Annotated in this window: 19 protein-coding genes; 10 read left to right on the top strand and 9 right to left on the bottom strand. The window is 62.3% G+C overall.

Annotated elements, in window-relative coordinates:
* Positions 1 to 10: 10 nt before the first annotated feature.
* The 5 genes from ABK249_RS00235 to ABK249_RS00215 all read left to right on the top strand — a co-directional run bounded on the left by ABK249_RS00235 (position 11) and on the right by ABK249_RS00215 (position 5189).
* Positions 11 to 1105: a C45 family autoproteolytic acyltransferase/hydolase gene (locus ABK249_RS00235; RefSeq protein ID WP_152601283.1), complete on the top strand. Its 1095-nt coding sequence runs from the start codon at positions 11 to 13 to the stop codon at positions 1103 to 1105.
* Positions 1106 to 1114: 9 nt separating this feature from the next.
* Positions 1115 to 2143 carry a sigma-54 interaction domain-containing protein gene (locus ABK249_RS00230; RefSeq protein ID WP_227702142.1) on the top strand — a complete coding sequence of 343 codons (1029 nt, stop codon included), beginning with the start codon at positions 1115 to 1117 and terminating at the stop codon, positions 2141 to 2143.
* A 166-nt stretch (positions 2144 to 2309) separates the two neighbouring features.
* Entirely contained in the window at positions 2310 to 3668 is a 1359-nt protein-coding gene (locus ABK249_RS00225; RefSeq protein WP_037157939.1) for an acyclic terpene utilization AtuA family protein, read from the top strand.
* 21 nt (positions 3669 to 3689) lie between these two features.
* A complete protein-coding gene (locus tag ABK249_RS00220; RefSeq protein ID WP_037157937.1) occupies positions 3690 to 4016 on the top strand; it encodes a DUF4387 domain-containing protein in 327 nt (108 codons plus the stop codon).
* A 216-nt stretch (positions 4017 to 4232) separates the two neighbouring features.
* Positions 4233 to 5189, top strand: coding sequence for a bile acid:sodium symporter family protein (locus ABK249_RS00215; RefSeq protein ID WP_037159753.1), 957 nt, complete (start codon positions 4233 to 4235; stop codon positions 5187 to 5189).
* 46 nt (positions 5190 to 5235) lie between these two features.
* Here the strand turns inward: ABK249_RS00215 and cysN are convergent, their stop codons facing one another.
* From cysN to ABK249_RS00200, 3 genes are read right to left on the bottom strand one after another with little or no spacing between them, the layout of a single operon-like run.
* A complete protein-coding gene (cysN, locus tag ABK249_RS00210) occupies positions 5236 to 6735 on the bottom strand; it encodes a sulfate adenylyltransferase subunit CysN (protein ID WP_037157934.1) in 1500 nt (499 codons plus the stop codon).
* Position 6736: 1 nt separating this feature from the next.
* Positions 6737 to 7690: a sulfate adenylyltransferase subunit CysD gene (gene cysD / locus ABK249_RS00205; RefSeq protein ID WP_037157931.1), complete on the bottom strand. Its 954-nt coding sequence runs from the start codon at positions 7688 to 7690 to the stop codon at positions 6737 to 6739.
* A 38-nt stretch (positions 7691 to 7728) separates the two neighbouring features.
* Complete coding sequence (locus ABK249_RS00200) at positions 7729 to 8514, bottom strand: phosphoadenylyl-sulfate reductase (RefSeq protein WP_052183136.1); 786 nt, start codon at positions 8512 to 8514, stop codon at positions 7729 to 7731.
* Positions 8515 to 8876: 362 nt separating this feature from the next.
* Between ABK249_RS00200 and ABK249_RS00195 the strand changes: the two genes are divergently transcribed.
* On the top strand, positions 8877 to 9335 hold the full coding sequence (locus ABK249_RS00195; protein WP_348862305.1) for an RrF2 family transcriptional regulator: 459 nt from the start codon (positions 8877 to 8879) through the stop codon (positions 9333 to 9335).
* Between the two features lie 36 nt (positions 9336 to 9371).
* Here ABK249_RS00195 and ABK249_RS00190 read toward each other — a convergent pair whose 3' ends face one another.
* Both ABK249_RS00190 and greA read right to left on the bottom strand, forming a co-directional pair.
* A complete protein-coding gene (locus tag ABK249_RS00190) occupies positions 9372 to 10112 on the bottom strand; it encodes a carbon-nitrogen hydrolase family protein (protein WP_037157924.1) in 741 nt (246 codons plus the stop codon).
* Positions 10109 to 10612, bottom strand: coding sequence for a transcription elongation factor GreA (greA, locus tag ABK249_RS00185; RefSeq protein WP_037157921.1), 504 nt, complete (start codon positions 10610 to 10612; stop codon positions 10109 to 10111). Before greA ends, ABK249_RS00190 begins: the two co-directional genes overlap by 4 nt.
* Before the next feature lie 318 nt (positions 10613 to 10930).
* Here greA and ABK249_RS00180 point away from each other — a divergent pair, with 318 nt between their 5' ends.
* Positions 10931 to 11977, top strand: coding sequence for a sulfate ABC transporter substrate-binding protein (locus ABK249_RS00180; protein ID WP_052183135.1), 1047 nt, complete (start codon positions 10931 to 10933; stop codon positions 11975 to 11977).
* A gap of 16 nt (positions 11978 to 11993) precedes the next feature.
* Here the strand turns inward: ABK249_RS00180 and ABK249_RS00175 are convergent, their stop codons facing one another.
* The gene (locus ABK249_RS00175; RefSeq protein ID WP_348861899.1) at positions 11994 to 13370 is read right to left on the bottom strand and encodes a chloride channel protein; all 1377 of its coding nucleotides are present in this window, start codon (positions 13368 to 13370) and stop codon (positions 11994 to 11996) included.
* 202 nt (positions 13371 to 13572) lie between these two features.
* Between ABK249_RS00175 and ABK249_RS00170 the strand changes: the two genes are divergently transcribed.
* Both ABK249_RS00170 and ABK249_RS00165 read left to right on the top strand, forming a co-directional pair.
* Positions 13573 to 13956: a DUF6152 family protein gene (locus tag ABK249_RS00170; RefSeq protein ID WP_037157915.1), complete on the top strand. Its 384-nt coding sequence runs from the start codon at positions 13573 to 13575 to the stop codon at positions 13954 to 13956.
* A gap of 7 nt (positions 13957 to 13963) precedes the next feature.
* Complete coding sequence (locus ABK249_RS00165; protein ID WP_037157912.1) at positions 13964 to 14434, top strand: hypothetical protein; 471 nt, start codon at positions 13964 to 13966, stop codon at positions 14432 to 14434.
* A 169-nt stretch (positions 14435 to 14603) separates the two neighbouring features.
* On the opposite strand, the gene betA is transcribed toward ABK249_RS00165, so the two are convergent.
* From betA to betC, 3 genes are all read right to left on the bottom strand, one after another.
* Positions 14604 to 16256: a choline dehydrogenase gene (gene betA, locus ABK249_RS00160; RefSeq protein ID WP_037157909.1), complete on the bottom strand. Its 1653-nt coding sequence runs from the start codon at positions 16254 to 16256 to the stop codon at positions 14604 to 14606.
* Between the two features lie 246 nt (positions 16257 to 16502).
* Positions 16503 to 17966 carry a betaine-aldehyde dehydrogenase gene (gene betB, locus ABK249_RS00155; protein ID WP_037157906.1) on the bottom strand — a complete coding sequence of 488 codons (1464 nt, stop codon included), beginning with the start codon at positions 17964 to 17966 and terminating at the stop codon, positions 16503 to 16505.
* Position 17967: 1 nt separating this feature from the next.
* Complete coding sequence (gene betC, locus ABK249_RS00150; RefSeq protein WP_037157903.1) at positions 17968 to 19497, bottom strand: choline-sulfatase; 1530 nt, start codon at positions 19495 to 19497, stop codon at positions 17968 to 17970.
* 546 nt (positions 19498 to 20043) lie between these two features.
* Between betC and ABK249_RS00145 the strand changes: the two genes are divergently transcribed.
* A complete protein-coding gene (locus ABK249_RS00145) occupies positions 20044 to 20592 on the top strand; it encodes an HdeD family acid-resistance protein (RefSeq protein ID WP_037157900.1) in 549 nt (182 codons plus the stop codon).
* Positions 20593 to 20622 lie beyond the last annotated feature (30 nt).

Here is a 20622-nt window from a genome sequence, read left to right as displayed (position 1 = left end):
TGATGACCTCATGACCGCCTTTGTTGTCGAACCTGCTTTTCCCGTCCGCCTCACCGGCACCGCCTTCGAGCGCGGCCTGGCGCAGGCTGCCGCCGGGGTCGCGCACGAGACCGTTTTCGCCGCCACGATCGGCCGCGTGGAGCAGGCGAGAGCCGAAGGCGTGCTCGATGCAGCGGCGCTGGAATTTCTGCACCGCCAGCGCGCTTTCCTTCTGGAAAGCGATCCCCACACGATGGCGGAACTTGCGGGTATCGCCGAAGGCTTCGACCTGCCGGAGGACGAGCTTTTCATCCATCAGCATCTCAGCCTTCTCAGGGATCTGAGCAAGGGGGCGGGGCTCGATGCAGACGGCTGCTCCACCTTCGCGATTGGCGAGGGGCCGGAAGGCCCGCTTGTCGTCAAGAACCGTGACTTTTCCGGCATCCATGTCGGCATCCAGCGCGTCTTCCTGCATGAGGGGCCGGACATCGAGACCGGCAGGATGCTCTGCGTCGGCAGCGCAGGCAGCCCCGGCGCCTATTCGAGCGGCATCAATGCCGCCGGCCTTGCATTGGTCGATACCCATATCGGCAGCCGCCGCCATGGCGTCGGCTGGCTCCGTTACTTTGCAATGACGCGCATCCTCGCCACCTGTCGCTCGGTGCCGGAGGCCATCGCGTTCCTGCGGGCGAGACGGCATGCCGGCGGTGGTTCGGTCACGCTCGCCGACCGGTACGGACACGTGGCCTCGGTGGAGTTCGGCACGGACCTTCTGGGTGTCGAGGAGGGGCGCCGCGTCTGGCGCACCAACCATTTCGTCTCGCCGGAACTCTCCTCCTTCAATTTCACCGATGACGGCGACCGCATCGACGCCAATTCCTTCGACCGTTTCGCCTACCTTTCGAGAGAGGTGCCGGTGGGCGACTGGACCGTACCCCGTGCCGCGCGACTGATGGCAACCCATGCCCCGGACGGGCCGCATTGCGGACCGCTGTGCCAGCACGGCGAAAAGGACGCAGCCCGCACCATTTCCTCCGCGATCTTTGCCTGTAATATGCTCCAGCTGTACTTTCTGGAGGGCAATCCCTGCGAAGGCCGGTGGCGGGTCTACGATCTGACCGGCTGAGGTGGCAGGATGGCCCGCAAGCTGGATCAGGAGCCGCGCATGGCGCGTTACGAGGGCGAGATTATCGGCGCGCACGAAAGCATTCACGCGCTGCGCAAGCTCGTGACCCGTGTCGCCGCAAGTCCGACCCGCACCGTGCTGATCTACGGTGAGACCGGCACCGGCAAGGGGCTCGTGGCGCGCATGCTGCACCAGCAATCGGCCCGCGCGACAAAGGAATTCGTCGATCTCAATTGCGCCGCCATTCCGTCGAGCCTGATGGAATCGGAGCTGTTCGGCCATGAGCGGGGCGCCTTCACCGGTGCGACGGAGAAGAAGACGGGGCTGGTGGAAGCCGCCAATCACGGCACGATTTTCCTCGACGAAATCCGCGAACTGGATCTCGTTTTGCAGGCAAAGCTGTTAAGCCTGCTCGACACCCAGAATTTCCGCCGCGTCGGTGCCGTGAAGACGACAGCGGTCGACGTGCGCTTCATTGCGGCGACCAACAAGATCCTGCTGTCGGAGGTCAATTCCGGCCGCTTCCGCGAGGACCTCTATTACCGGCTGCAGGTGATCGCGCTCAACATTCCCTCCCTGCGCGAACGTGGCGAGGACGTGCTGATCCTCGCCCGGCATTTCATCGACAAGTTCAACGAGCAATACGGCCGGTCGATCCGCGGCGTGAGCGACGAGGCGGCGCGGATTTTCCTCTCCTATCCCTGGCCCGGCAACGTGCGCGAACTCGAAAACCTGATCGAGCGCATCTTCATCCTGGAAGAGGAGGACATGATCCTGCCGCGCCACCTGCCGGATCGTATCCTGCGCACCGCCCGCGCCCATTCCGCCACTGTGCTTCCCGCGATACCATCTGTTGCGGGCGTACAGGATTTCGCCGGCCTTGGCTTTCACAACGCAAGCGCCGCCTTCCAGAAACAGCTCGTACAGCAGGCGCTTTCAGCCGCAGGCGGCAATGTCCAGCAGGCCGCCGCCGCTTTGAAGCTCAGCCGTCATGCTCTGCGTCATCAGATGATCAAGCTGGGGCTGGCCGGCGCTTGATGCGCGATTTTCCTGCATGCGGCGTGAAATTCGCGCGAGGCCATGCACGATGATGCGAAAGATGCTGGAATTCCTTTAAAAACAACCGTTTGCCAGCCCGAAACCAGGTTGGCACGAGCCATGCATAACCGCTGCCATGACAATCATTGCTGCGGGAGTTACATGCATGCAGTCGCTGAAGATCATCTGCCCGAACGGTCATCTGGGGTTTGCGCCCCTGAAGCCCGGGAGCTTCCACATCGGCGTCGAGGCCGGGCCGGATTTCATAGCCGCCGATTCCGGCAGCGACGATATCGGTCCCGTGCCGCTCGGCAATGACATCTGTGCCAGTCCGAAAGCCTGGCAGGAGCACGATCTCGAAGAGATGCTGCTCGCGTCCCGCCGCATCGGCGTGCCGATGATCATCGGCTCGTCGGGCGATACCGGCACGAACAGCCGCGTCGACATGTATGTGGAGATGATCCGCGAGATTGCCGCCCGCCACAAACTGCCGCCGTTCAAGCTCGGCTGGTTCTATTCCGAGGTGGACAAGGAACTGGTGCGCGAGAAGATCCGCTCCGGCTCGACCATCCAGGGGCTCGATGCCCGGCAGGCGCTGACGGAAGAGGAGTTGGACGCCACGTCCCGTATCGTCGCCATGGCGGGCGTGCATCCGTTCCGCGCGCTTCTGGATCAGGGCTGCGACGTCATCATCGGCGGGCGGTCTTCCGACAGCGCCGTCTTCGCCGGCGCGGCACTGGCACGCGGTTTTCCGGAAGCGCAGTCCTATTATCTCGGCAAGGTGCTGGAATGCGCCTCCTTCTGCGCCGAACCTTATGGAGCGAAGGAAACGGTGCTCGGGGAGGTGACGAAGGATTGGGTGGAAGTGACGGCCATGTCGCCTGCCCAGCGCTGCACCATCGCCTCGGTTGCCGGCCATGCGATGTACGAGCGCTCCAATCCGTTCCATGAATTCGTGGCGGGCGGCATGCTCGACATGGCCGATTGCGTCTATGAGCAGGTTTCCGAAAAGACCACCCGCGTCACCGGAATGCGTTTCGTTCCGGCCGAGGAGTTCCGTGTCAAGCTGGAAGGCTCGGGCAAGATCGGCGAGCGGTTTGTCGGCATGGCCGGTATCCGTGACCCCTACACCATCGCCCATGTGGACGAGGTGATCGAATGGGCGCGCACCCAGGTCCGCGAGCGCTTCGGTGACGAGGGCTGGGAACTGCATTACAACGTCTTCGGGCGCAATGGCATCATGGGCGATCTGGAGCCGCTGAAGGACAAGCCCGGCCATGAGCTCCTGATCGTCGTGCAGGGCGTGGCGCCGACCAAGGAAATGGCTGAGGAAGTCACGATCACCGGCACGCGCCAGCTTTTCTATGCGCGGCTGCCGGATGTCAAAGGCACGGCCGGCGGTGTTTCCTTCGTGCTGGACGAGGTGATGCCGGCAAGCCCGGCCTATCGCTGGACGATCAACCACACGATGGCCGTCAGCGATCCGCTCGAACTTTTCCCTACCCATACTGCGATCGTCGGCTGAAAAGCCGGGAAAGAACCAATCATGAGCGTGAAAAAACTCTCCGATCTCGCCAAGACCATCCGCAGCAAGAATGCCGGAACCGACAAGATCACCTTCGACATCATCTTCCGGGAGCGAGACACCTACGAAAAGGTAAAGCGTTCGGGGGTGCTGACGCGCCAATCCGTCTGCCGCATCCTGAACGCCGATACGGCTCGATTGACCGATTTCGTCGAATACGATCCCGCCTGCGCCATCAAGTTCACCATCCTTCGGCTCCGGCCGAGCGGCAGCCCCGGCGATGCGGACATCTTCGGTGCGCAACAATACGCGCCCTTCCTGGACGTGGAAGTGAACATGCCGGATTAGGAAGGCAAAGGCACGCCTTCGGCTTCCGGCCTGCGTCGGTTTGATCGGTGGCGGCCGGGCCTGGAGCCTCTCTGACGGGTCTCTTCCCGTCAGAAGCGGTCAATCATGGTCGAGAAGCGTGAATCCCGCCATGGAAATGGACACTTTTGCCCTTCGCTGGCCTTGACGCCTTCGACAGTCGGCGTATTGCGCCCCCTTCGTTTGAAGGAGGCCATGTTGAAAACGCTCGCAACGCTCTCTGCCTTTGTCGGCAAGACCTTCGCCCTGTGGGTCATCGGTTTCGCAGTGCTCGGCTATCTGCTGCCCGATCTGTTCAGGCAGATCGGTCCCTATATTGTCACGCTGCTCGGCATCATCATGTTCGGGATGGGGCTGACCCTTTCCGTCGACGACTTCAGGGAAGTGGGCAAGCGCCCCTTCGATGTCGGCATCGGCGTCGTTTCCCAGTTCCTGATCATGCCGCTGCTTGCTGTGCTGCTGACGAGGATCATTCCTTTGTCGCCCGAGGTCGCGGCAGGCGTCATCCTGGTCGGCTGCTGCCCCGGTGGGACGTCGTCCAACGTGATGACCTATCTGAGCAAGGGCGATGTCGCACTTTCAGTCGCGTGCACCAGTGTCACGACGCTCGCCGCGCCGATCGTCACGCCCTTCCTCGTCTGGCTGTTCGCCAGCCAGTATCTGCCGGTCGATGCCTGGGCGATGTTCATCAGCATCGTCAAGGTCGTCCTGGTGCCGCTGGCTCTCGGCTTTGCATTGCAGAAGCTTCTGCCCGGTGCCGTGAAGGCTGCCGTGCCGGCCCTGCCGCTCGTCAGCGTCATCGGCATCGTGCTGATCGTCTCGGCGGTGGTCGCCGCCAGCAAGGGCGCGATCGCCCAGTCCGGCCTGCTGATCTTCGCCATCGTCGTGCTCCATAACGGGCTCGGTTATCTTCTCGGTTTCTTCGCCGCCAGGGCAAGCGGGCTTTCGCTTGCCAAGCGCAAGGCGATCGCGATCGAAGTCGGCATGCAGAACAGCGGGTTGGGCGCGGCGCTCGCCACCGCCTATTTTTCGCCGGCGGCCGCCGTGCCGAGCGCGATCTTCAGCGTCTGGCACAATATTTCCGGCGCCCTGCTTGCGAACTTCTTTTCCGGCAGGACCGAGGAGGGGACCGGCGAGACGGCCACGGCTAACTGACAAAGAAGGGGCCAAACGGCCCCTTTCCTATCACCATCACCAGCGTTCAGATGTCGCTTGCGGCGTTCGAGAATATCTCCGCGGCCTGCTTGGCCGTCATGCGCCTGATTTCCGCTTCGTCGCGGCGGTTTGCGAAAAGCTCGCTTGCCATGATCTGTTCGGCAAGATCTGCCGGCAGCGAGAGAACCACGCGCTGGCCTTCTCCCCCTTGGCTGCGATGGATGCCGCCGACATCGCCGCGCTTGGCGGTGATCATCCCGCCTGCCACGGTGTTCAGCGTATCGGGATCGATCAGGATGAAGGCGCCGGTCGAGCGGTTCTGTTCGTAAGGGTCGAAAACCGCCAGCTCTTCGAACGAAAGGCGCACCTTGCCGATGGCGTTCATCGAGAGCGTTGAGGCATGCGGCAGCCACTTGCCTGTCGCAAGCTCGAGCTGCGACAAGGGCTCGACCGTGGCGCGCTGGCGGCGCGAACCGCTCTTCAGCCAATAGCGTTTTCCCGGTTCGATACCGCCCGGCTGCAACGAGACGAGCTGGGCGTCAAAATGGTGGCCGGTCATCGGTTGGCTGTCGATCGAGACGATCATGTCGCCGCGGGACACATCCACCTGCCGGTCGAGGACCAGCGTGATCGCGTCGCCGGCGACCGCCGCGTTACGCACCAGATCGAAGGTGACGATCTGCTTGACATTGGCGACCGTGCCTGAGGGCAGGATCGTGACGCTGTCGCCCGGCTTGATGGAGCCGCCGGCAACCGTGCCCTGATAGCCTCGAAAGCCTTCGCCGGGGCGGGAAACGCGCTGCACCGGCAGGCGGAAGCCGCCGGCTTGCCCGGATCGCACCGTTGCGAGCTCCAGCGTCTCGATCAAGGTCGGCCCGTCGTACCAGGGCATCGCAGCTTCGGCCGAATAGACGACGTTCTCGCCCTTCAGCGCCGACATCGGGATCGCGGTGATCTGGCGCACGCCGAGCGACAGGGCGAATTCGCGAAACTCGTGGGAAATCCTCTCGAAGACGGCCTTGTCGTAGTTCACGAGGTCGATCTTGTTGACCGCCAGCACGAACTGCCGGATGCCCATCAGCGCCGCGATCGTCGCGTGACGACGGGTCTGTTCGAGCAGGCCGGCGCGGGCATCGGCCAGAAGCACCGCAAGATCGGCGGTCGAGGCGCCTGTCGCCATGTTGCGGGTATATTGCTCGTGGCCGGGCGTGTCGGCGACGATGAAGGAGCGCCGGTCGGTGGAGAAATAACGGTAGGCGACGTCGATCGTGATGCCCTGTTCGCGCTCGGCCTGCAGACCGTCGAGCAAGAGGGCGAAATCCGGCAGACCGAGATCGTTCTGTTGGCCGCTGTCACGGGCAAGCGTTGCCGCCTGGTCTTCCTTCACCGCCTTGGTGTCCCACAGCAGGCGGCCGATCAGCGTCGATTTGCCATCGTCGACCGAACCGCAGGTGATGAGGCGCAGCGGTCGTGTGTCGCGCACCGCCTTTAAAGGTTCGGCCAGGGGCAGGATGGTGGCCGAAGCGGTTTGGGCATGAGCGGTCATCTCAGAAATATCCTTCGCGTTTCTTCTTCTCCATCGAGCCGGACTGGTCGCGGTCGATCGCGCGGCCCTGCCGTTCGGAGACGGTGGCGATCTCGAGCTCGGCGATCACCTCCTCAAGCGTGGTGGCGTGCGAGCGGATCGCGCCGGTGAGCGGGAAGCAGCCGAGCGTGCGGAAGCGGATCATGCCCCGTTGGACGACCTCGCCGGGAAGCAGTTGAAGGCGCAGATCCTCGGCGAGGATCATCATCCCGTCCCGTTCCACATAGGGCCGTTCGGCGGCGTAGTAGAGCGGCACGAGGGGAATATCCTCGGCCTGGATGTAGCGCCAGATATCGACTTCCGTCCAGTTGGAGAGCGGGAAGGCGCGCACGCTCTCGCCTTGTCTGATCATGCCGTTATAGACGTTCCAGAGTTCGGGGCGCTGGTTGCGCGGGTCCCATTTGTGGTCCGGCGTTCGGAAGGAATAGATGCGCTCCTTGGCGCGCGATGCCTCTTCGTCGCGTCGCGCGCCACCGAAAGCCGCGTCATAGCCGCCGGCATCGAGCGCCTGCTTGAGCGCCTCGGTCTTCATGATGTCGGTATAGATCGCCGAACCATGGCTGAAGGGCGTGATACCTTCGGCAGCGCCGCGCGGATTGGTATGCACCACGAGGTCGAGGTCGTATTTCGCGGCAATCTCGTCGCGGAACGCGATCATCTCGCGGAACTTCCAGGTCGTGTCCACATGCAGAAGCGGGAAGGGCACACGACCAGGATAAAAGGCCTTGCGGGCGAGATGCAGCAGGACGGAAGAATCCTTGCCGATCGAATAGAGCATCACCGGCTTTTCGAATTCTGCCGCCACTTCGCGGAAGATGTGGATCGCTTCGTTTTCGAGGGCTTTCAGATGCGGATCGAGCGGTGGTCTGGAAACGGGCGGGGTCTTCACATCCGTTTCCTGTACAGACAAAAGCATTTCGGTCTCCGGGCAGTCTGGAAAACAAACATAAAGGGTTAGCGGGCGATCTGGCTTACCGGCGGGATGGGCTGGGCGGCGCTTTCCGGCACATGCAGGCCGCATTCGCGCTTCTCGTCGTTTTCCCACCACCACCGGCCGGCGCGTTCCGGCTCGCCGGGCTTGATAGCGCGGGTGCAGGGCTCGCAGCCGATCGAAGGATAGCCGCGGGCATGCAGCGGGTTGACGGGAATGGCCTCGGCCGACACATGGGCGCGGATCGTCTCCATGTCCCAGTCAGCAAGAGGGTTGATCTTGATGAGGTTGCGCTCCGCATCATATTCGGCGAACGGCGTTGCGGCGCGGTTGCCCGACTGGCCGCGGCGAAGTCCGGTGATCCATACGTCGGCGCCCGAAAGCGCCCTGGCAAGCGGCTTCAGCTTGCGCACATGACAGCAGGCGTGGCGGGCCTCGACGCTTTCGTAGAAGCCGTTCATGCCGTATTTGGCGACATAGGCGTCCACATCGCCCTGTTCGGGCGTGAAGCGGTGGATGGCGATGCCGTAGCGCTCCTCGGTCTCGCCGATCAGGTCGACGGTTTCCTTGAACAGCCGGCCCGTCTCCAGCGTCGATACCTCGATCGGCAATCGGTGCGTTCCGATCGCAGCGGTGATCACCTGGTCCTCGATGCCGAGCGAGGTGGTGAAGACGGCATGTCCAAGCCCGGCGGCCAGCGCCAGGCGACCGGCAAGGTCTAGGCTTTCGAGTTGGGCGGCGAGGGTATCAGCCACTACCGGCGGGGCTTGGGCCAACCGGTCCTGGCCCGCGGCGTCATGAAGGGTCATGGGGTCTCATTCCGTGAGCAATTGCTGGATTATCCCGGCAAGCGGCGCGAAAGGACAGAAAAACCCGTTTCTTCCCATGGAGATGGAGAGCAAATATCTCTCCAAAGCGGCATTCACACAGAAAACCTGCCGCCTTAACCAAAAGTGACCGGATTTATCTCCGGAAACCCCGGCATTGGTTTGTAATTTCTCATGATTTGGGCTAATCCGGATACATGCTCGCAAGGCAGGGTTTCCGCTTGCGTGCATGCACCCCCTGAGCGCCATGTCCGGCGGCCCCGTGGATGCCTCAAACGAAGCTGAATGAGCGGCGCCGTGAGGCCTTTGGCCCTGCGGCGGCGCTATTTGTCGATGGTTGCGTGATGATATCCCAGAAAGCGAAATATGCGCTGAGGGCGCTGGCCGCCCTTGCGCAGGCCGATCCAGACGAGCCGATGCTGATCTCCGAGATCGCCGTTCAGCAGAGTATTCCAAAGAAGTTCCTGGAACAGATCCTGCTCGACCTGAAGCGCTCCGGCATCGTCATCAGCCGCCGCGGCAAGCAGGGCGGCTATCTTCTGCTGAAACCGGCCGACGCCATCACCTTCGGCGAAGTGCTGCGTCTCGTCGACGGGCCGATCGCACCGCTTCCCTGCCTGTCACAGACCGCCTACCGGAAATGCGAGGATTGCGACGGCGAGCAACTTTGCGAGATCCGCCATGTCTTTGCCCGCGTTGCTGATGCCACGCGCAATGTGCTGTTCACCACCACGATCGCGGATGCCATCGAAGGCACCGGCGAGAGCAAGACCCCCGCCGCCCGCGAGCTTCTGACGGCGTAAGACTTTCCGCTTCTGTCCGATGGCGGATGTGTTGGCCTAGCCTGCCGTCGGAACGTCGAAAAGCAGCAATCCGGGGCTTTCCAAAGGCAGTTGTGCTACAACCTGTCCTTCCGGGTTGAGGACAGCGGTTGGTCCCCAGGCAACGCGTCCGTCGCGCTCGCCGGTGACGTCCGAGGATATCAGCCAGAGGCCTGTTTCGCGGCATCGTTCGCCTCGCACGGCATTGTGGACGTCCCTGAAGATCTCGGCCTTCTGCCGCGGCATCATGTTGTTGGTCGGGCAGACGATCAGAGAGGCGCCAAGATCGGCGACCTGTCGCGCGGCCTCCGGAAAGTTCGTGTCGTAGCAGATATTGATCCCGAAGCGCAGGCCGTCGACCTCGAAGACGGTTTGCTGATGGCCGACGTCGAATATCCTCTCTCCGCCGAGCAGATGAACCTTCCGATAACCGCCGTCGACCTTGCCTTGCGAGACGACCAATGCCGTGTTGAAGAGCCGACCGCCCGCGGCCTCGATCATGCCGACGACGATCGTTGGCCCGGTTCTCGGAAACTGCTGCAGTACCACCTCGAATTCCGGCAGCGAGAGGTCGAGCGCGACACGCCGCGCCGAGGCTTCATCCAGTAGATAGCCTTGCAGGAAGCCTTCCGGAAAACACAGCAGCCTCGCACCTTCGGCCTCTGCCCGTGCGGCGAACTCGCGAAGACACGCAAGGGCGGACCCAATGTCGTTCCTGAATTCCGGCGTCTGTGCGGCGGCGATCCTGACGGTTTTCATGCGCTTTCGCTTCTGTCCCACGATATCGCGGTGATTTCCAGTTCCTGATCACCGACAGTCACAACATCCCCGACCGCCTTGCCGGTAAGCGCACGGGCAACCGGCGAAACATACGAAATCGATCCGGCTTTGGGATCGGCTTCGTCCTCTCCAACGATACGGTATTTCTGTATCCGTCCGTCCTCACGGCTGAAGGTGACCGTGCTGCCGAATGCCACGGTATCCGCTGAAGTCGGGTAGGGGACCACCTGGGCGGTGCGAACTCTTTCCGCAAAATAGCGCAGATCACGCAAAGGGCCTGCCGCCTGCCGCCGCCGCTCATTCACGTCTTCGATTGCGTTTGCAGCATTGTAGGCCTCGCGAGCTTGAGCCAGTTGCAATTCCAGTGTTCTCAATCCCGCATCCGTAACGAGATTTGGATGGGGAGAAATCGGACGGTCGGGCAGCAGGGTTTCCGAGGCTGTCTCGGAACTCTCTTCCTTGGTGAAGGCAACGCTCAATCTCGAACTCCATTCAGGTATGGCTTGGTCTGGTTGGTGAGGCGGCGATCCTGGATTCGCTGGAACGGTATATAGTTGCAATCGCCCGATGCAGAATATGCGAAGAGAAATCCTCCCAAGAATCCCGACTGCGGCAGGATTGCGATTTTCTGAAGCGGGACCTTTCCGGCCCAGCCATTCTCTCCATGTACCAACCGCCAGTGCTTTCTTTGCCGGCTGCATCGGCGAGGGGAAACAATTTTGCCTTCTCTTCGCACCAGATTGACTAAGACGACTTAGTCGATAGAGTTTTAGGTGAAACCAGTAGGAGGGAACACCATGTTTCGTTTCACCCGGGAATTTGGCGAGGGGTTCTTCAGAAGGTTGGGCGTCGTTGCTCTCGGCCTTTCCCTGACGGTCGGGCTTTTCACACCGGCCAATGCCGACAGCCGGCTCCTCAACGTCTCCTATGATCCGACCCGGGAGCTCTACGAGGAATACAACATCGCCTTCGCGAAACATTGGAAGGCGCAGACGGGGGAGACGGTTTCCATCGAGCAATCGCATGGCGGGTCCGGCCGTCAGGCCCGTTCGGTCATCGAGGGGCTCGAGGCGGATGTCGTGACCCTGGCGCTCGGCAGTGATATCGATGCCATCTCGGCGATAAGCGGCAGGATAAAGCCCGGCTGGGAAGCGAAGTTTCCGAACAATTCCGCGCCCTATACATCCACGATCGTCTTTCTGGTGCGCAAGGGCAACCCGAAGGGAATCGCGAACTGGAGCGATCTCGTCAAGGACGGCGTCGAAGTGGTGACCCCAAATCCGAAGACCTCCGGCGGGGCGCGCTGGAACTATCTGGCGGCCTGGGCCTGGGCGAACGAGGAATACAAGGGCGATCAGCAGAAGATCAAGGCCTATATGAGCGAGCTGTTTCGCCATGTCCCGGTGATGGATACCGGCGCGCGCGGCGCAACGACGACATTCACGGACAGAGGGATCGGCGATGTCCTGCTCGCATGGGAAAACGAGGCCTATCTGGCGCGCAAGGAACTCGGCGAGGATGCATTCGACGTCGTCGTGCCGCCGATCTCGATCCTGGCCGAGCCGCCGGTCGCAATCGTCGACGCCAATGTCGACCGGCGCGGGACGCGGAAACTCGCCGAAGCCTATCTGCAATATCTCTACTCGAAGGAGGGGCAGACGATCGCCGCCAGGAATTTCTACCGGCCGGTCAACCGGGATCTTGTCGATCCGTCTCTTCTTCAGGCCTTGCCGGACACCAGGCTCGTGACCATCAACGATCCGCTCTTCGGCGGATGGAAGAAGGCGCAGCCCGAGCATTTCGGCAATGGCGGGACCTTCGACCAGGTCGCGGGGGCGCGCTGACTTCCGCCTTCATGCGTCAGGTATCGGTGACGGCGTCGCCCTGGCTTCGGGCGCTGCCGGCTTGCTGATCCGCCCGCCTGGCGCGGATGCTTGCCGCGATGAAGGCGCGCGAGAGCCCGTGATAGAGTGGTTCGGGCGACAGCATGCGCGACGTGATATAGCCGAGCATGGAAGCGGCCATGATGGGGATGACGGCCTCGTGGTCGCCGGTCATCTCGATGATGATCACGAAAGCCGTCATCGGCGCCTGCACGACGCCGGCAAAGTAACCAGCCATTCCGAGCAAGGCCGAGAGTGCGATGCTTGCGCCGAAAAGGGTGCCGAGCGTCGCCCCAAGGCCGACGCCGACCGAGAGCGAAGGCGCGAAAATGCCGCCGGGAATGCCGGAGATCATCGACAGGAAGGTTGCGCCGAGCTTCTCGATGAAGAAGGTTGGCGATACCGTTGCGCCTTCCAGCATGGCGCTGGCTTCCTTGTAGCCGGTGCCGAAGGTCTGCCCGCCGGAGATGAGGCCGATGACAGCTACCGCCAGCCCGCAGCCTGCAGCAAGCCAGACCATCCGCTTCAATGGGCTTGGATGCGCCCACCGCCTGATCCTGCGGGAGGCGCGGATTGCGCCGGCGCTGAACGCGGCTCCCAGCGCACCGCCGCAAATGCCGCAGATCGCCACCATCGCCCAGTCGAGGTGAGAGGTGGCCATGACCGAGGTTTCCCCGAAATAGGTATAGCTGCCGACAAGCCCGAGCGCTGCAAGGCCGGAGAGGATGACGGCCGTCAGTACCAGGCCGTTGGCGCGGGATTCGTAGGTTCGGCTCATCTCCTCGATGGCGAAGACGATCCCGGCGAGCGGCGTGTTGAAGGCGGCGGCGATGCCGGCCGCGGACCCTGCGAGGATGAGCCCGCGCGCCTGGGCCATGCCGCCGACGCGGCCGACGGCAAGCATGATCGAAGCGCCCACCTGAACGGTCGGCCCTTCACGGCCGATCGAGGCGCCGCAGAATAGTCCAACGATGGTGAGGACGATCTTGCCGACTGCAAGTTTGAGGGACAGAAGCCCCAGCCGATGGGTATCGTTGCGCAGGTGCCGCGCGGCGATCGCCTGCGGAATGCCGCTGCCTTGTGTATTAGGAAAGACGGCGAACGCCAGCCAGGCACACAGCGCGAACCCGGCAGGCGTCAGGACGAGCGGCAGCAGGAACGCATAGGGACCGAGCTCGGTCAACTGGATGAAAAAGTCCTGCGCCCTGTCGGCGGCCAGGGCGAAGCCGACGCTGACAAAGCCGATTGCTATCGCGCCGATCCAGAAAACAATCCGTGGTTTCCACACGTTCCAGGATACGCGCATGACACGCGAACGGCGGAACATCTTCGATTTGCGATAGGAAACAGGCATGGCGACCTTGGCTGGGATCGACTCCGCTTATTCGCTTCCCCGGCATGGATTGCAAGCCGCGGGCCGCAGAATGTGCCGTAAAGTTCATTTCCAGGGTAAGTTTCGGGAGATGATATCAAGATTCAGTGAAAAACTCTGGCGGTGGTGTCTCGCCGTCACATGTTGATGGGCAGCTGGATGTAGAAAATGGAGAGCTGCCGCCATGCCTCATCGTTCCATCACCCGCACTCTTGCCGGAGCTGCGATCGCTGCCGCATTCGCCGGCACCGCCGCCGCCCATCACGGCTGGTCCTGGGCGGAGGCCGACCAGATCGACCTCAAGGGTACCATCCACTCGATTTCCTTTGCCCCGCCGCATCCGACACTGGAAGTCCAGGCCGAAGACGGCATCTGGCGCGTCGAACTTGGTAATCCGAACCAGACCCGCCGCTCCGGCTTCGTGGAAGGCCAGGCGCAGGTCGGCGACGAGATCACCGCCACGGGCAACCGCTCCGAAGACCGCAATGAGAAACGCATGAAAGCGGTCCGGATCGTCGTTGCGGGCAAGACCTTCGACATCTATCCGGAACGCATCCGGACGAACTGAGGCGGGAATGGAATTTCTTGCTCCGCTCGCCGAAACGCCGATCGCCCGGGCATTGATCACGTCATCGACGCTCTACCTCCTGGTCAATGCCGCCCACATTCTTGGGCTCGGCATGCTGTTCGGCGCGATCCTGGCGCTGGATATCCTGCTTCTCGGCCTCGAGCCGGCCGTGCCTTTGTCTGCGGTTGCCGCCTACCTCTCGCGCGTGGCCGGGTTGGGGTTGGTGCTCGCCATCGTCACCGGCCTTTGCCTCTTCATCGTCAAGCCGGTGGAATATGCCGGCAATCCGGCGTTCCTCGTGAAGCTCGGGTTCATTGCACTCGGCCTCGGCAACGTCGCTGTCGTCCATTTCGGCAAGGGTTGGAAAGAGGTCCTTTCCGGCGGCGCGCCGACGGCCGCTCTTCGCATCGGCGCCACGCTCTCCATCCTCATCTGGATCGGCGCGGTGATCGCCGGAAGATGGATCGGGTTTCTCTAGGCCTTTTGATAAGGATAAGCACCTCATGCATTGCAATTGCGATGCATGAGGTGCAGCCATGAAAACCGCGACTGGCTCGGCAGGTTATGTGGCCCTCTTCGAAATTGAAGCTGTTAAAACCGTTACCATCCTTGCTATCCGCCATCAGTGCGAAAAAGATTGCCACTGACTACCGGTCGCTCACCGCCGCGCGCGGATTGACCCAGGGCTCCTGGTTGGAGCGGGGCAGGGGCGTTTTCCCGAGGATGTGGTCGGCTGCCTTTTCGCCGGTCATGATCGAGGGGCCGTTCAGGTTGCCGTAGGTGACGTGCGGGAAGATCGATGAGTCCGCGACCCTGAGCCCTTCCACACCGATCACCCGGCATTGCGGATCGACGACCGCCATGGGATCGTCGGCGCGGCCCATGCGGCAGGTGCCGCACGGGTGATAGGCGCTTTCCAAGTGCTCGCGCAGGAAGGCGTCGATCTGCTCATCGGTCTCGACCTTCTCTCCCGGCTGTATTTCCGGCCCGCGATAGTCGTCAAAGGCCTTCTGGCTGAAGATCTCGCGGGTCAGCCGCACGCAATGGCGGAATTTTTCCCAGTCCTCCGTATGGCTCATATAGTTGAAACGCAACACCGGATCGGCCTTCGGATCGGCGGAACGCAGCGTCACGTTCCCGCGCGATTTCGACAGGTTGTAGCCCACGTGGACCTGAAAACCGTGGCTTCTGGCGGCGGCGCGGCCGTCATAGGAAATCGCGACAGGCAGGAAGTGATACTGGATATCCGGCTGTTTCAGTCCCGGCGCGGAGCGCAGGAAGGCGCAGGCCTCGAACTGGTTGGAGGCGCCGAGCCCGCCCTTCCACAGCACCCATTGCGCGCCGGCAACCCCCTGCCAGAACCACGGCAGCCAGGAATAGAGCGAAACGGGCTTGGTGGAGACCTGCTGGAAATAGAATTCCATATGGTCCTGCAGGTTGGCGCCGACGCCCGGCCGGTCGGCCTTCACCGCGATACCCATCGATTTCAGATGCTCGGCAGGCCCGATGCCGGAGAGCATCAGCAGTTTCGGCGAATTGAAGGCGGAAGCCGAGACGATCACCTCGCGGTTCGCCCGGACCACTTCGGTGACGCCGCGCCGCTCGATCTCGACGCCCACCGCCCGACCGTCCTCGATCACGATCCTGTTGGCGAAGCCGTAGACCAGCTGGACATTCGGGCGCTTCAATGCGGGCTTCAAATAGGCATTTGCCGCAGACCAACGACGGCCCTTGTAGATGGTCTGTTCCATCAGCCCGAAGCCTTCCTGCTTCGAGCCGTTATAGTCGTCCGTCAGCTCGAAGCCGGCCTGCCGGCCCGCCTGGATGAAGGCGTGGAACAGCGGGTTCTTCACCGGCCCGCGCTTGACATGCAACGGCCCGTCCGTGCCGCGCCAGCCTTCCTCTCCGCCCTCGGAAGTCTCCATCCGCTTGAAATAGGGCAATACGTCCGCATAGGCCCAGCCGGTCGCGCCGAGCGCCTCCCAGCGGTTGTAGTCCTCCGCATGGCCGCGGACATAGACGAGCCCGTTGATCGAGGACGACCCGCCGATCACCTTTCCGCGCGGCGCGGTGATCTGCCGGTTGTTGAGATTCGGCTCGGGCTCGGAAAGATAGCCCCAGTTGTAGCGCTTCATGCTCATCGGCCAGGCGAGCGCGCCCGGCATCTGGATGAACGGCCCGAAATCCGATCCGCCCGCCTCGATGACGATCACCGAATACCTGCCGTCCTCCGACAGCCGATAGGCCATGGCGGAGCCCGCCGAACCGGAACCGATGATGACGAAATCTGCCTGAAGCATATCAGTTTTCTCCAGACGTTTTCGTGAGGTCGTGCGCGGTCAGCCCCCCTCTGGCCTGCCGGCCATCTCCCCCACAGGTGGGGAGATTGGCTGGGCGCACTCGCTTCGCCAAACAAAAGGCCGTGTTGATGGGTGCAACGTTCAATTGGCAGGAAGGTCGTGCCACTTGTGATCTCCCCACCCGTGGGAGAGATGGCCGGCAGGCCAGAGGGGGGCGAGCTTGCGCGACAACAGCCGTGGTGAACATCAATACGGCGCCTCGACAGGCCCCATGCCCACATAGACCGTCTTCAGCTCGGAATAATGCTCCAGCGCTGCGAGCGAGTTCTCCCGCCCGAAGCCGGATTGTTTCGAGCCGCCGAAGGGAATTTCCACCGGGCAGAGATTGTAGGTGTTGATCCACAGCGTGCCTGCCTGCAACTGGTCCACCACTCGATGGCCGCGCGTCAGGTTGGCGGTGAAGACGCCGGCCGAAAGGCCGAATTCGGTGGCGTTGGCCCGCGCGATCACCTCGTCCTCGTCGTCGAAATCGAGCACGCACATCACCGGCCCGAAAATCTCTTCCCGCGCGATGGTCATCCCGTCCATAACGTCGGAAAACACGGTCGGCTGGATGTAATAACCTTCGCCGGTCACGTGGTTCGGAATGCCGCCACCGGTCAGAAGCGTCGCGCCTTCGGCCTTGCCCTTGTCGATATAGGACAGCACCTTCTGCCGTTGATCGAAGGAGACCATCGGCCCGAGCTGCGTCGCCTCGTCCATCGGATCGCCGATGACGATCCTCTCCGTCCGCTCCTTCAGGCGCGACAGGAACTCGCTCTTGATGTCCCGCTGAACGAAGACGCGGGTGCCGTTGGAGCAGACCTGGCCGGTCGAGTAGAAATTGCCGAGCATGGCGCCGCCGATCGCGCTGTCGAGATCCGCATCGTCGAACACGATCAGCGGCGATTTGCCGCCGAGTTCCATCGTCACATGCTTGAGATTGCCCGCAGCAGCGGCGGCCACCTTGCGGCCGGTCGGTACCGAGCCGGTCAGCGATACTTTCGCCACGTCCGGATGGTTGACCAGAAGCGGGCCGGTATTCCGGTCCCCCTGGATGACGTTGTAGAGCCCTTTCGGCAGGCCAGCCTCGATGAGGATTTCGGCGATCTTCAGGGCTCCGAGCGGCGTGTTCTCGGAAGGCTTGAAGACCATGGCATTGCCGGCCGCGAGCGCCGGCGCACCCTTCCAGCAGGCGATCTGCTGCGGGTAGTTCCAGGCGCCGATGCCGACGCAGACGCCAAGCGGCACGCGCTTTGTATAGGCGAAGTCGCGCCCGAGCGGGATGTAGTCGCCGTTCATGCCCGCGGCGATCACCCCGCCGAAGAATTCGAAACTGTCCGCGCCCGAGGTGGGGTCGGCGACGATCGTCTCCTGGATCGGCTTGCCGGTATCGAGCGTTTCGAGTTCGGAAAGCGCGCGATTGCGTTCGCGCATGATTTCGGCGGCGCGTTTCAATATGCGCCCGCGCGCCGTCGGGCTCATTGCCGCCCATTCCGGCTGGGCGCGCTTGGCGGCCGCGATCGCCTTTTCGACGATGGCAGGCGTTGCCGCATGCAGCCGCGCGATCACCTCGCCGGTTGCCGGATAGAGGCTTTCGATGACAGTGCCATCCGTGTCCTCGACATATTCGCCATCAATGAAATGGCTGGCGACGGGTTGGGCTTTCATCTCATTCGCCTCGTGGATAACGCTTTGATTCTTCGAGGATGTTCAGGTCCATATGGTTGCGCATGTAGCGCTCCGATGCTTTCTGCAGAGGCTGGTGGTCCCAGGGGAAATAGGCGCCGTTTCGGAGCGCCTCGTAGACCACCCAGCGCCGCGCCTGGCTTTCGCGCACCGCCGCGTCGAAGGCGGCCATGTCCCATTTTTCTTTGCGCGTTGCTCTAAACCTTTCCATCACATCCGCAAAGGCCGGATCTGCGGCAAGGTTCTTCAGCTCTTGTCGGTCGGCGTCGAGGTCGAAGAGCTGTTCCGGATCCAGTTCGCAATGGACATATTTCCATCTGCCCTCACGGATCGCGACGAGAGGGGCATAGGAGCCTTCTGCGGCATATTCCATCAGCACCGGGCTCACGCGGGTGCCACCCTCCAGCATCGGCTTCAGGCTCTCGCCGTCGGTCCAAGGCTCGATCTCCGCCATGGAAATACCGGCGAGGTCGCAGAGCGTCGGCGCCACGTCGAGGTTCGAGACGGGCGCCGTATAAAGAGCGGGCGAGATGCCGGGGCCGGCGATCATCAGCGGCACGCGCGCCGAACCTTCGAAGAAGTTCATCTTGAACCACAGCCCGCGCTCGCCCAGCATGTCGCCATGGTCGGAGCAGAACACGATCAGCGTGTCGGAGAGCATGCGCGTCCGCGTCAGCGTATCGACAAGCTCGCCGATCTTCTCGTCGATATAGGAGATGTTGGCGAAATAGGCCCGGCGCGAGCGGCGGATATTCTCTTCCGTCACGTCGAAATTCTGGTAATCGCAGGAAAGGATGAGGCGCTGCGAATGCGGATCCTGTTCCTCAAGCGGGATTTCCCCGACCTCGGGCAGAAGGTGCTCGCAATCCTCGTAAAGATCCCAGAATTTCTTCCGCGCCACGTAGGGATCGTGCGGATGGGTGAACGAGACGGTGAGGCACCACGGCCGACGCTCCTGGTCGTCGTTTTCGCGGGCAAGCTGGTAGAGCTTCTGGTTTGCGAGGAAGGCGACCTCGTCGTCATATTCCATCTGGTTGGTGATTTCGGCGACGCCCGCACCGGTCACCGAGCCGAGATTGTGATACCACCAGTCGATCCGCTCGCCCGGCTTCCGGTAGTCCGGCGTCCAGCCGAAATCGGCCGGATAGATGTCGGTCGTCAACCGTTCCTCGAAGCCGTGCAGCTGGTCCGGCCCGACGAAATGCATCTTGCCGGAAAGCGCGGTGTAGTAACCGGTGCGGCGCAGATGGTGCGCATAGGTGGGGATCGAGGAGGCGTATTCGGCGGCATTGTCGTAGACGCGCGTGCGGCTCGGAAGCTGCCCGGCCATGAAGGAGGCGCGCGCCGGGGCGCAGAGCGGCGAGGACGTGTAATTGTTTCGAAACCGAGCCGCGCGGGCGGCGAGCGCCTTGAGGTGCGGCACGTGCAGCCATTCCGCCGGTCCGTCCGGAAACAGCGTTCCGTTCAACTGGTCGACCATGACGATGAGGATGTTGGGGCGGGTCATGCGCATGGTCCTCTTCCGGCCCGATCAGCGTATGATGCATCCAGCCTCCTGCTCATGGCGGGCATTTGTAGGCGGCCCGTCTGTGGGTAGATCCTCGGGACAAGCCCGAGGATGACGGGTTGTATGGCACAGGCTGGCAAAACAAGAACCCTCGCAACTTGCTCAAGGTTCTCTACAGGGACCTGAGGCTCGGTCTCTCCACCGTCATCCTCGGGCTTGTCCCGAGGATCTGCCCACAGACAATGCTGGAGATAGACCGCGATATCGCATAGACCAATCCCGCACTTGAGACGAAGCGTGGATATGCATTGCCGTCCTGCCGTGACCATCTCGATATCACCTTAGATTCCCTCGCCAGGTTGAGTTATTTTTGATCTCGATCGCAATCAAGAAACGATTGCGAACCATCCTATCTCAAAAGCGCAGGCTCTTGCAGGTGACTAAACATCCCGATCCATCACGCCGCATAAGCGCGCGCCGTTGACCTTGGTCAAATCCGCTCCACATCCTATCGGATAAGTTCGGGTAGGGTTTACAAGAGAGGGGTTGGTCATGGCATTCGGTATCGATACTCCGGCAGTCGCAGCAATTCGTGACAAATGGGGCTGGTTTCTCGCCCTCGGCATTCTTCTCCTGGTTTTCGGCTTTCTGGCGCTCGCCAATCTCTTCGCGGCGACCGTTGTTTCCGTCCTATACATCGGCATGATGATGCTGGTCGGCGGCGTCGCCTATCTCGTCCACGCCTTCCAGGTGAAGGGCTGGGATCAGATGCTGTTCTGGGCGCTGAGTGGCATTCTTTATACCATTGCCGGGGTGCTGGCCTTCTGGAACCCGGCTCTGACGGCGGCCGTCCTCACTCTCCTCATGGCCGTGGCGCTCGTCGTCGCGGGGATTTTCCGCCTCTGGGTCGGCTTCAGGATGCGGCCTGTGCGCGGCTCCGGCTGGATCATCGTCGGCGGCATCGTGACCGCGCTTGCGGGCCTGGTGATCGCGCTCGGCTGGCCGGTCAACAGCCTCTTCATCCTCGGCCTCTTCCTGGCCGTCGATCTCATGATGCAGGGGTGGGCGCTGATTGCCGTGGCGCTTGCCGCCAAAGGCTGAGCGAGCGATCGGCATCGATACGATTAAGTC

This window comes from Neorhizobium phenanthreniclasticum, assembly GCF_040066075.1.
GTDB lineage: Bacteria > Pseudomonadota > Alphaproteobacteria > Rhizobiales > Rhizobiaceae > Neorhizobium > Neorhizobium petrolearium.
This window is presented reverse-complemented; position numbering and strand designations above follow the sequence as displayed.

Bases quoted from the DNA above. Each gene is read 5' to 3' on its own strand.
- cysD (WP_037157931.1), bottom strand. From the start codon at position 7,690: ATGCTTTTGTCTGTACAGGAAACGGATGTGAAGACCCCGCCCGTTTCC.
- ABK249_RS00195 (WP_348862305.1), top strand. From the start codon at position 8,877: ATGATATCCCAGAAAGCGAAATATGCGCTGAGGGCGCTGGCCGCCCTT.
- ABK249_RS00190 (WP_037157924.1), bottom strand. From the start codon at position 10,112: ATGAAAACCGTCAGGATCGCCGCCGCACAGACGCCGGAATTCAGGAAC.
- betB (WP_037157906.1), bottom strand. From the start codon at position 17,966: ATGAAAGCCCAACCCGTCGCCAGCCATTTCATTGATGGCGAATATGTC.
- ABK249_RS00170 (WP_037157915.1), top strand. From the start codon at position 13,573: ATGCCTCATCGTTCCATCACCCGCACTCTTGCCGGAGCTGCGATCGCT.
- betA (WP_037157909.1), bottom strand. From the start codon at position 16,256: ATGCTTCAGGCAGATTTCGTCATCATCGGTTCCGGTTCGGCGGGCTCC.
- ABK249_RS00225 (WP_037157939.1), top strand. From the start codon at position 2,310: ATGCAGTCGCTGAAGATCATCTGCCCGAACGGTCATCTGGGGTTTGCG.
- ABK249_RS00200 (WP_052183136.1), bottom strand. From the start codon at position 8,514: ATGACCCTTCATGACGCCGCGGGCCAGGACCGGTTGGCCCAAGCCCCG.
- cysN (WP_037157934.1), bottom strand. From the start codon at position 6,735: ATGACCGCTCATGCCCAAACCGCTTCGGCCACCATCCTGCCCCTGGCC.
- betC (WP_037157903.1), bottom strand. From the start codon at position 19,497: ATGCGCATGACCCGCCCCAACATCCTCATCGTCATGGTCGACCAGTTG.
- ABK249_RS00220 (WP_037157937.1), top strand. From the start codon at position 3,690: ATGAGCGTGAAAAAACTCTCCGATCTCGCCAAGACCATCCGCAGCAAG.
- ABK249_RS00235 (WP_152601283.1), top strand. From the start codon at position 11: ATGACCGCCTTTGTTGTCGAACCTGCTTTTCCCGTCCGCCTCACCGGC.
- ABK249_RS00175 (WP_348861899.1), bottom strand. From the start codon at position 13,370: ATGCCTGTTTCCTATCGCAAATCGAAGATGTTCCGCCGTTCGCGTGTC.
- ABK249_RS00180 (WP_052183135.1), top strand. From the start codon at position 10,931: ATGTTTCGTTTCACCCGGGAATTTGGCGAGGGGTTCTTCAGAAGGTTG.
- ABK249_RS00230 (WP_227702142.1), top strand. From the start codon at position 1,115: ATGGCCCGCAAGCTGGATCAGGAGCCGCGCATGGCGCGTTACGAGGGC.
- ABK249_RS00145 (WP_037157900.1), top strand. From the start codon at position 20,044: ATGGCATTCGGTATCGATACTCCGGCAGTCGCAGCAATTCGTGACAAA.
- ABK249_RS00165 (WP_037157912.1), top strand. From the start codon at position 13,964: ATGGAATTTCTTGCTCCGCTCGCCGAAACGCCGATCGCCCGGGCATTG.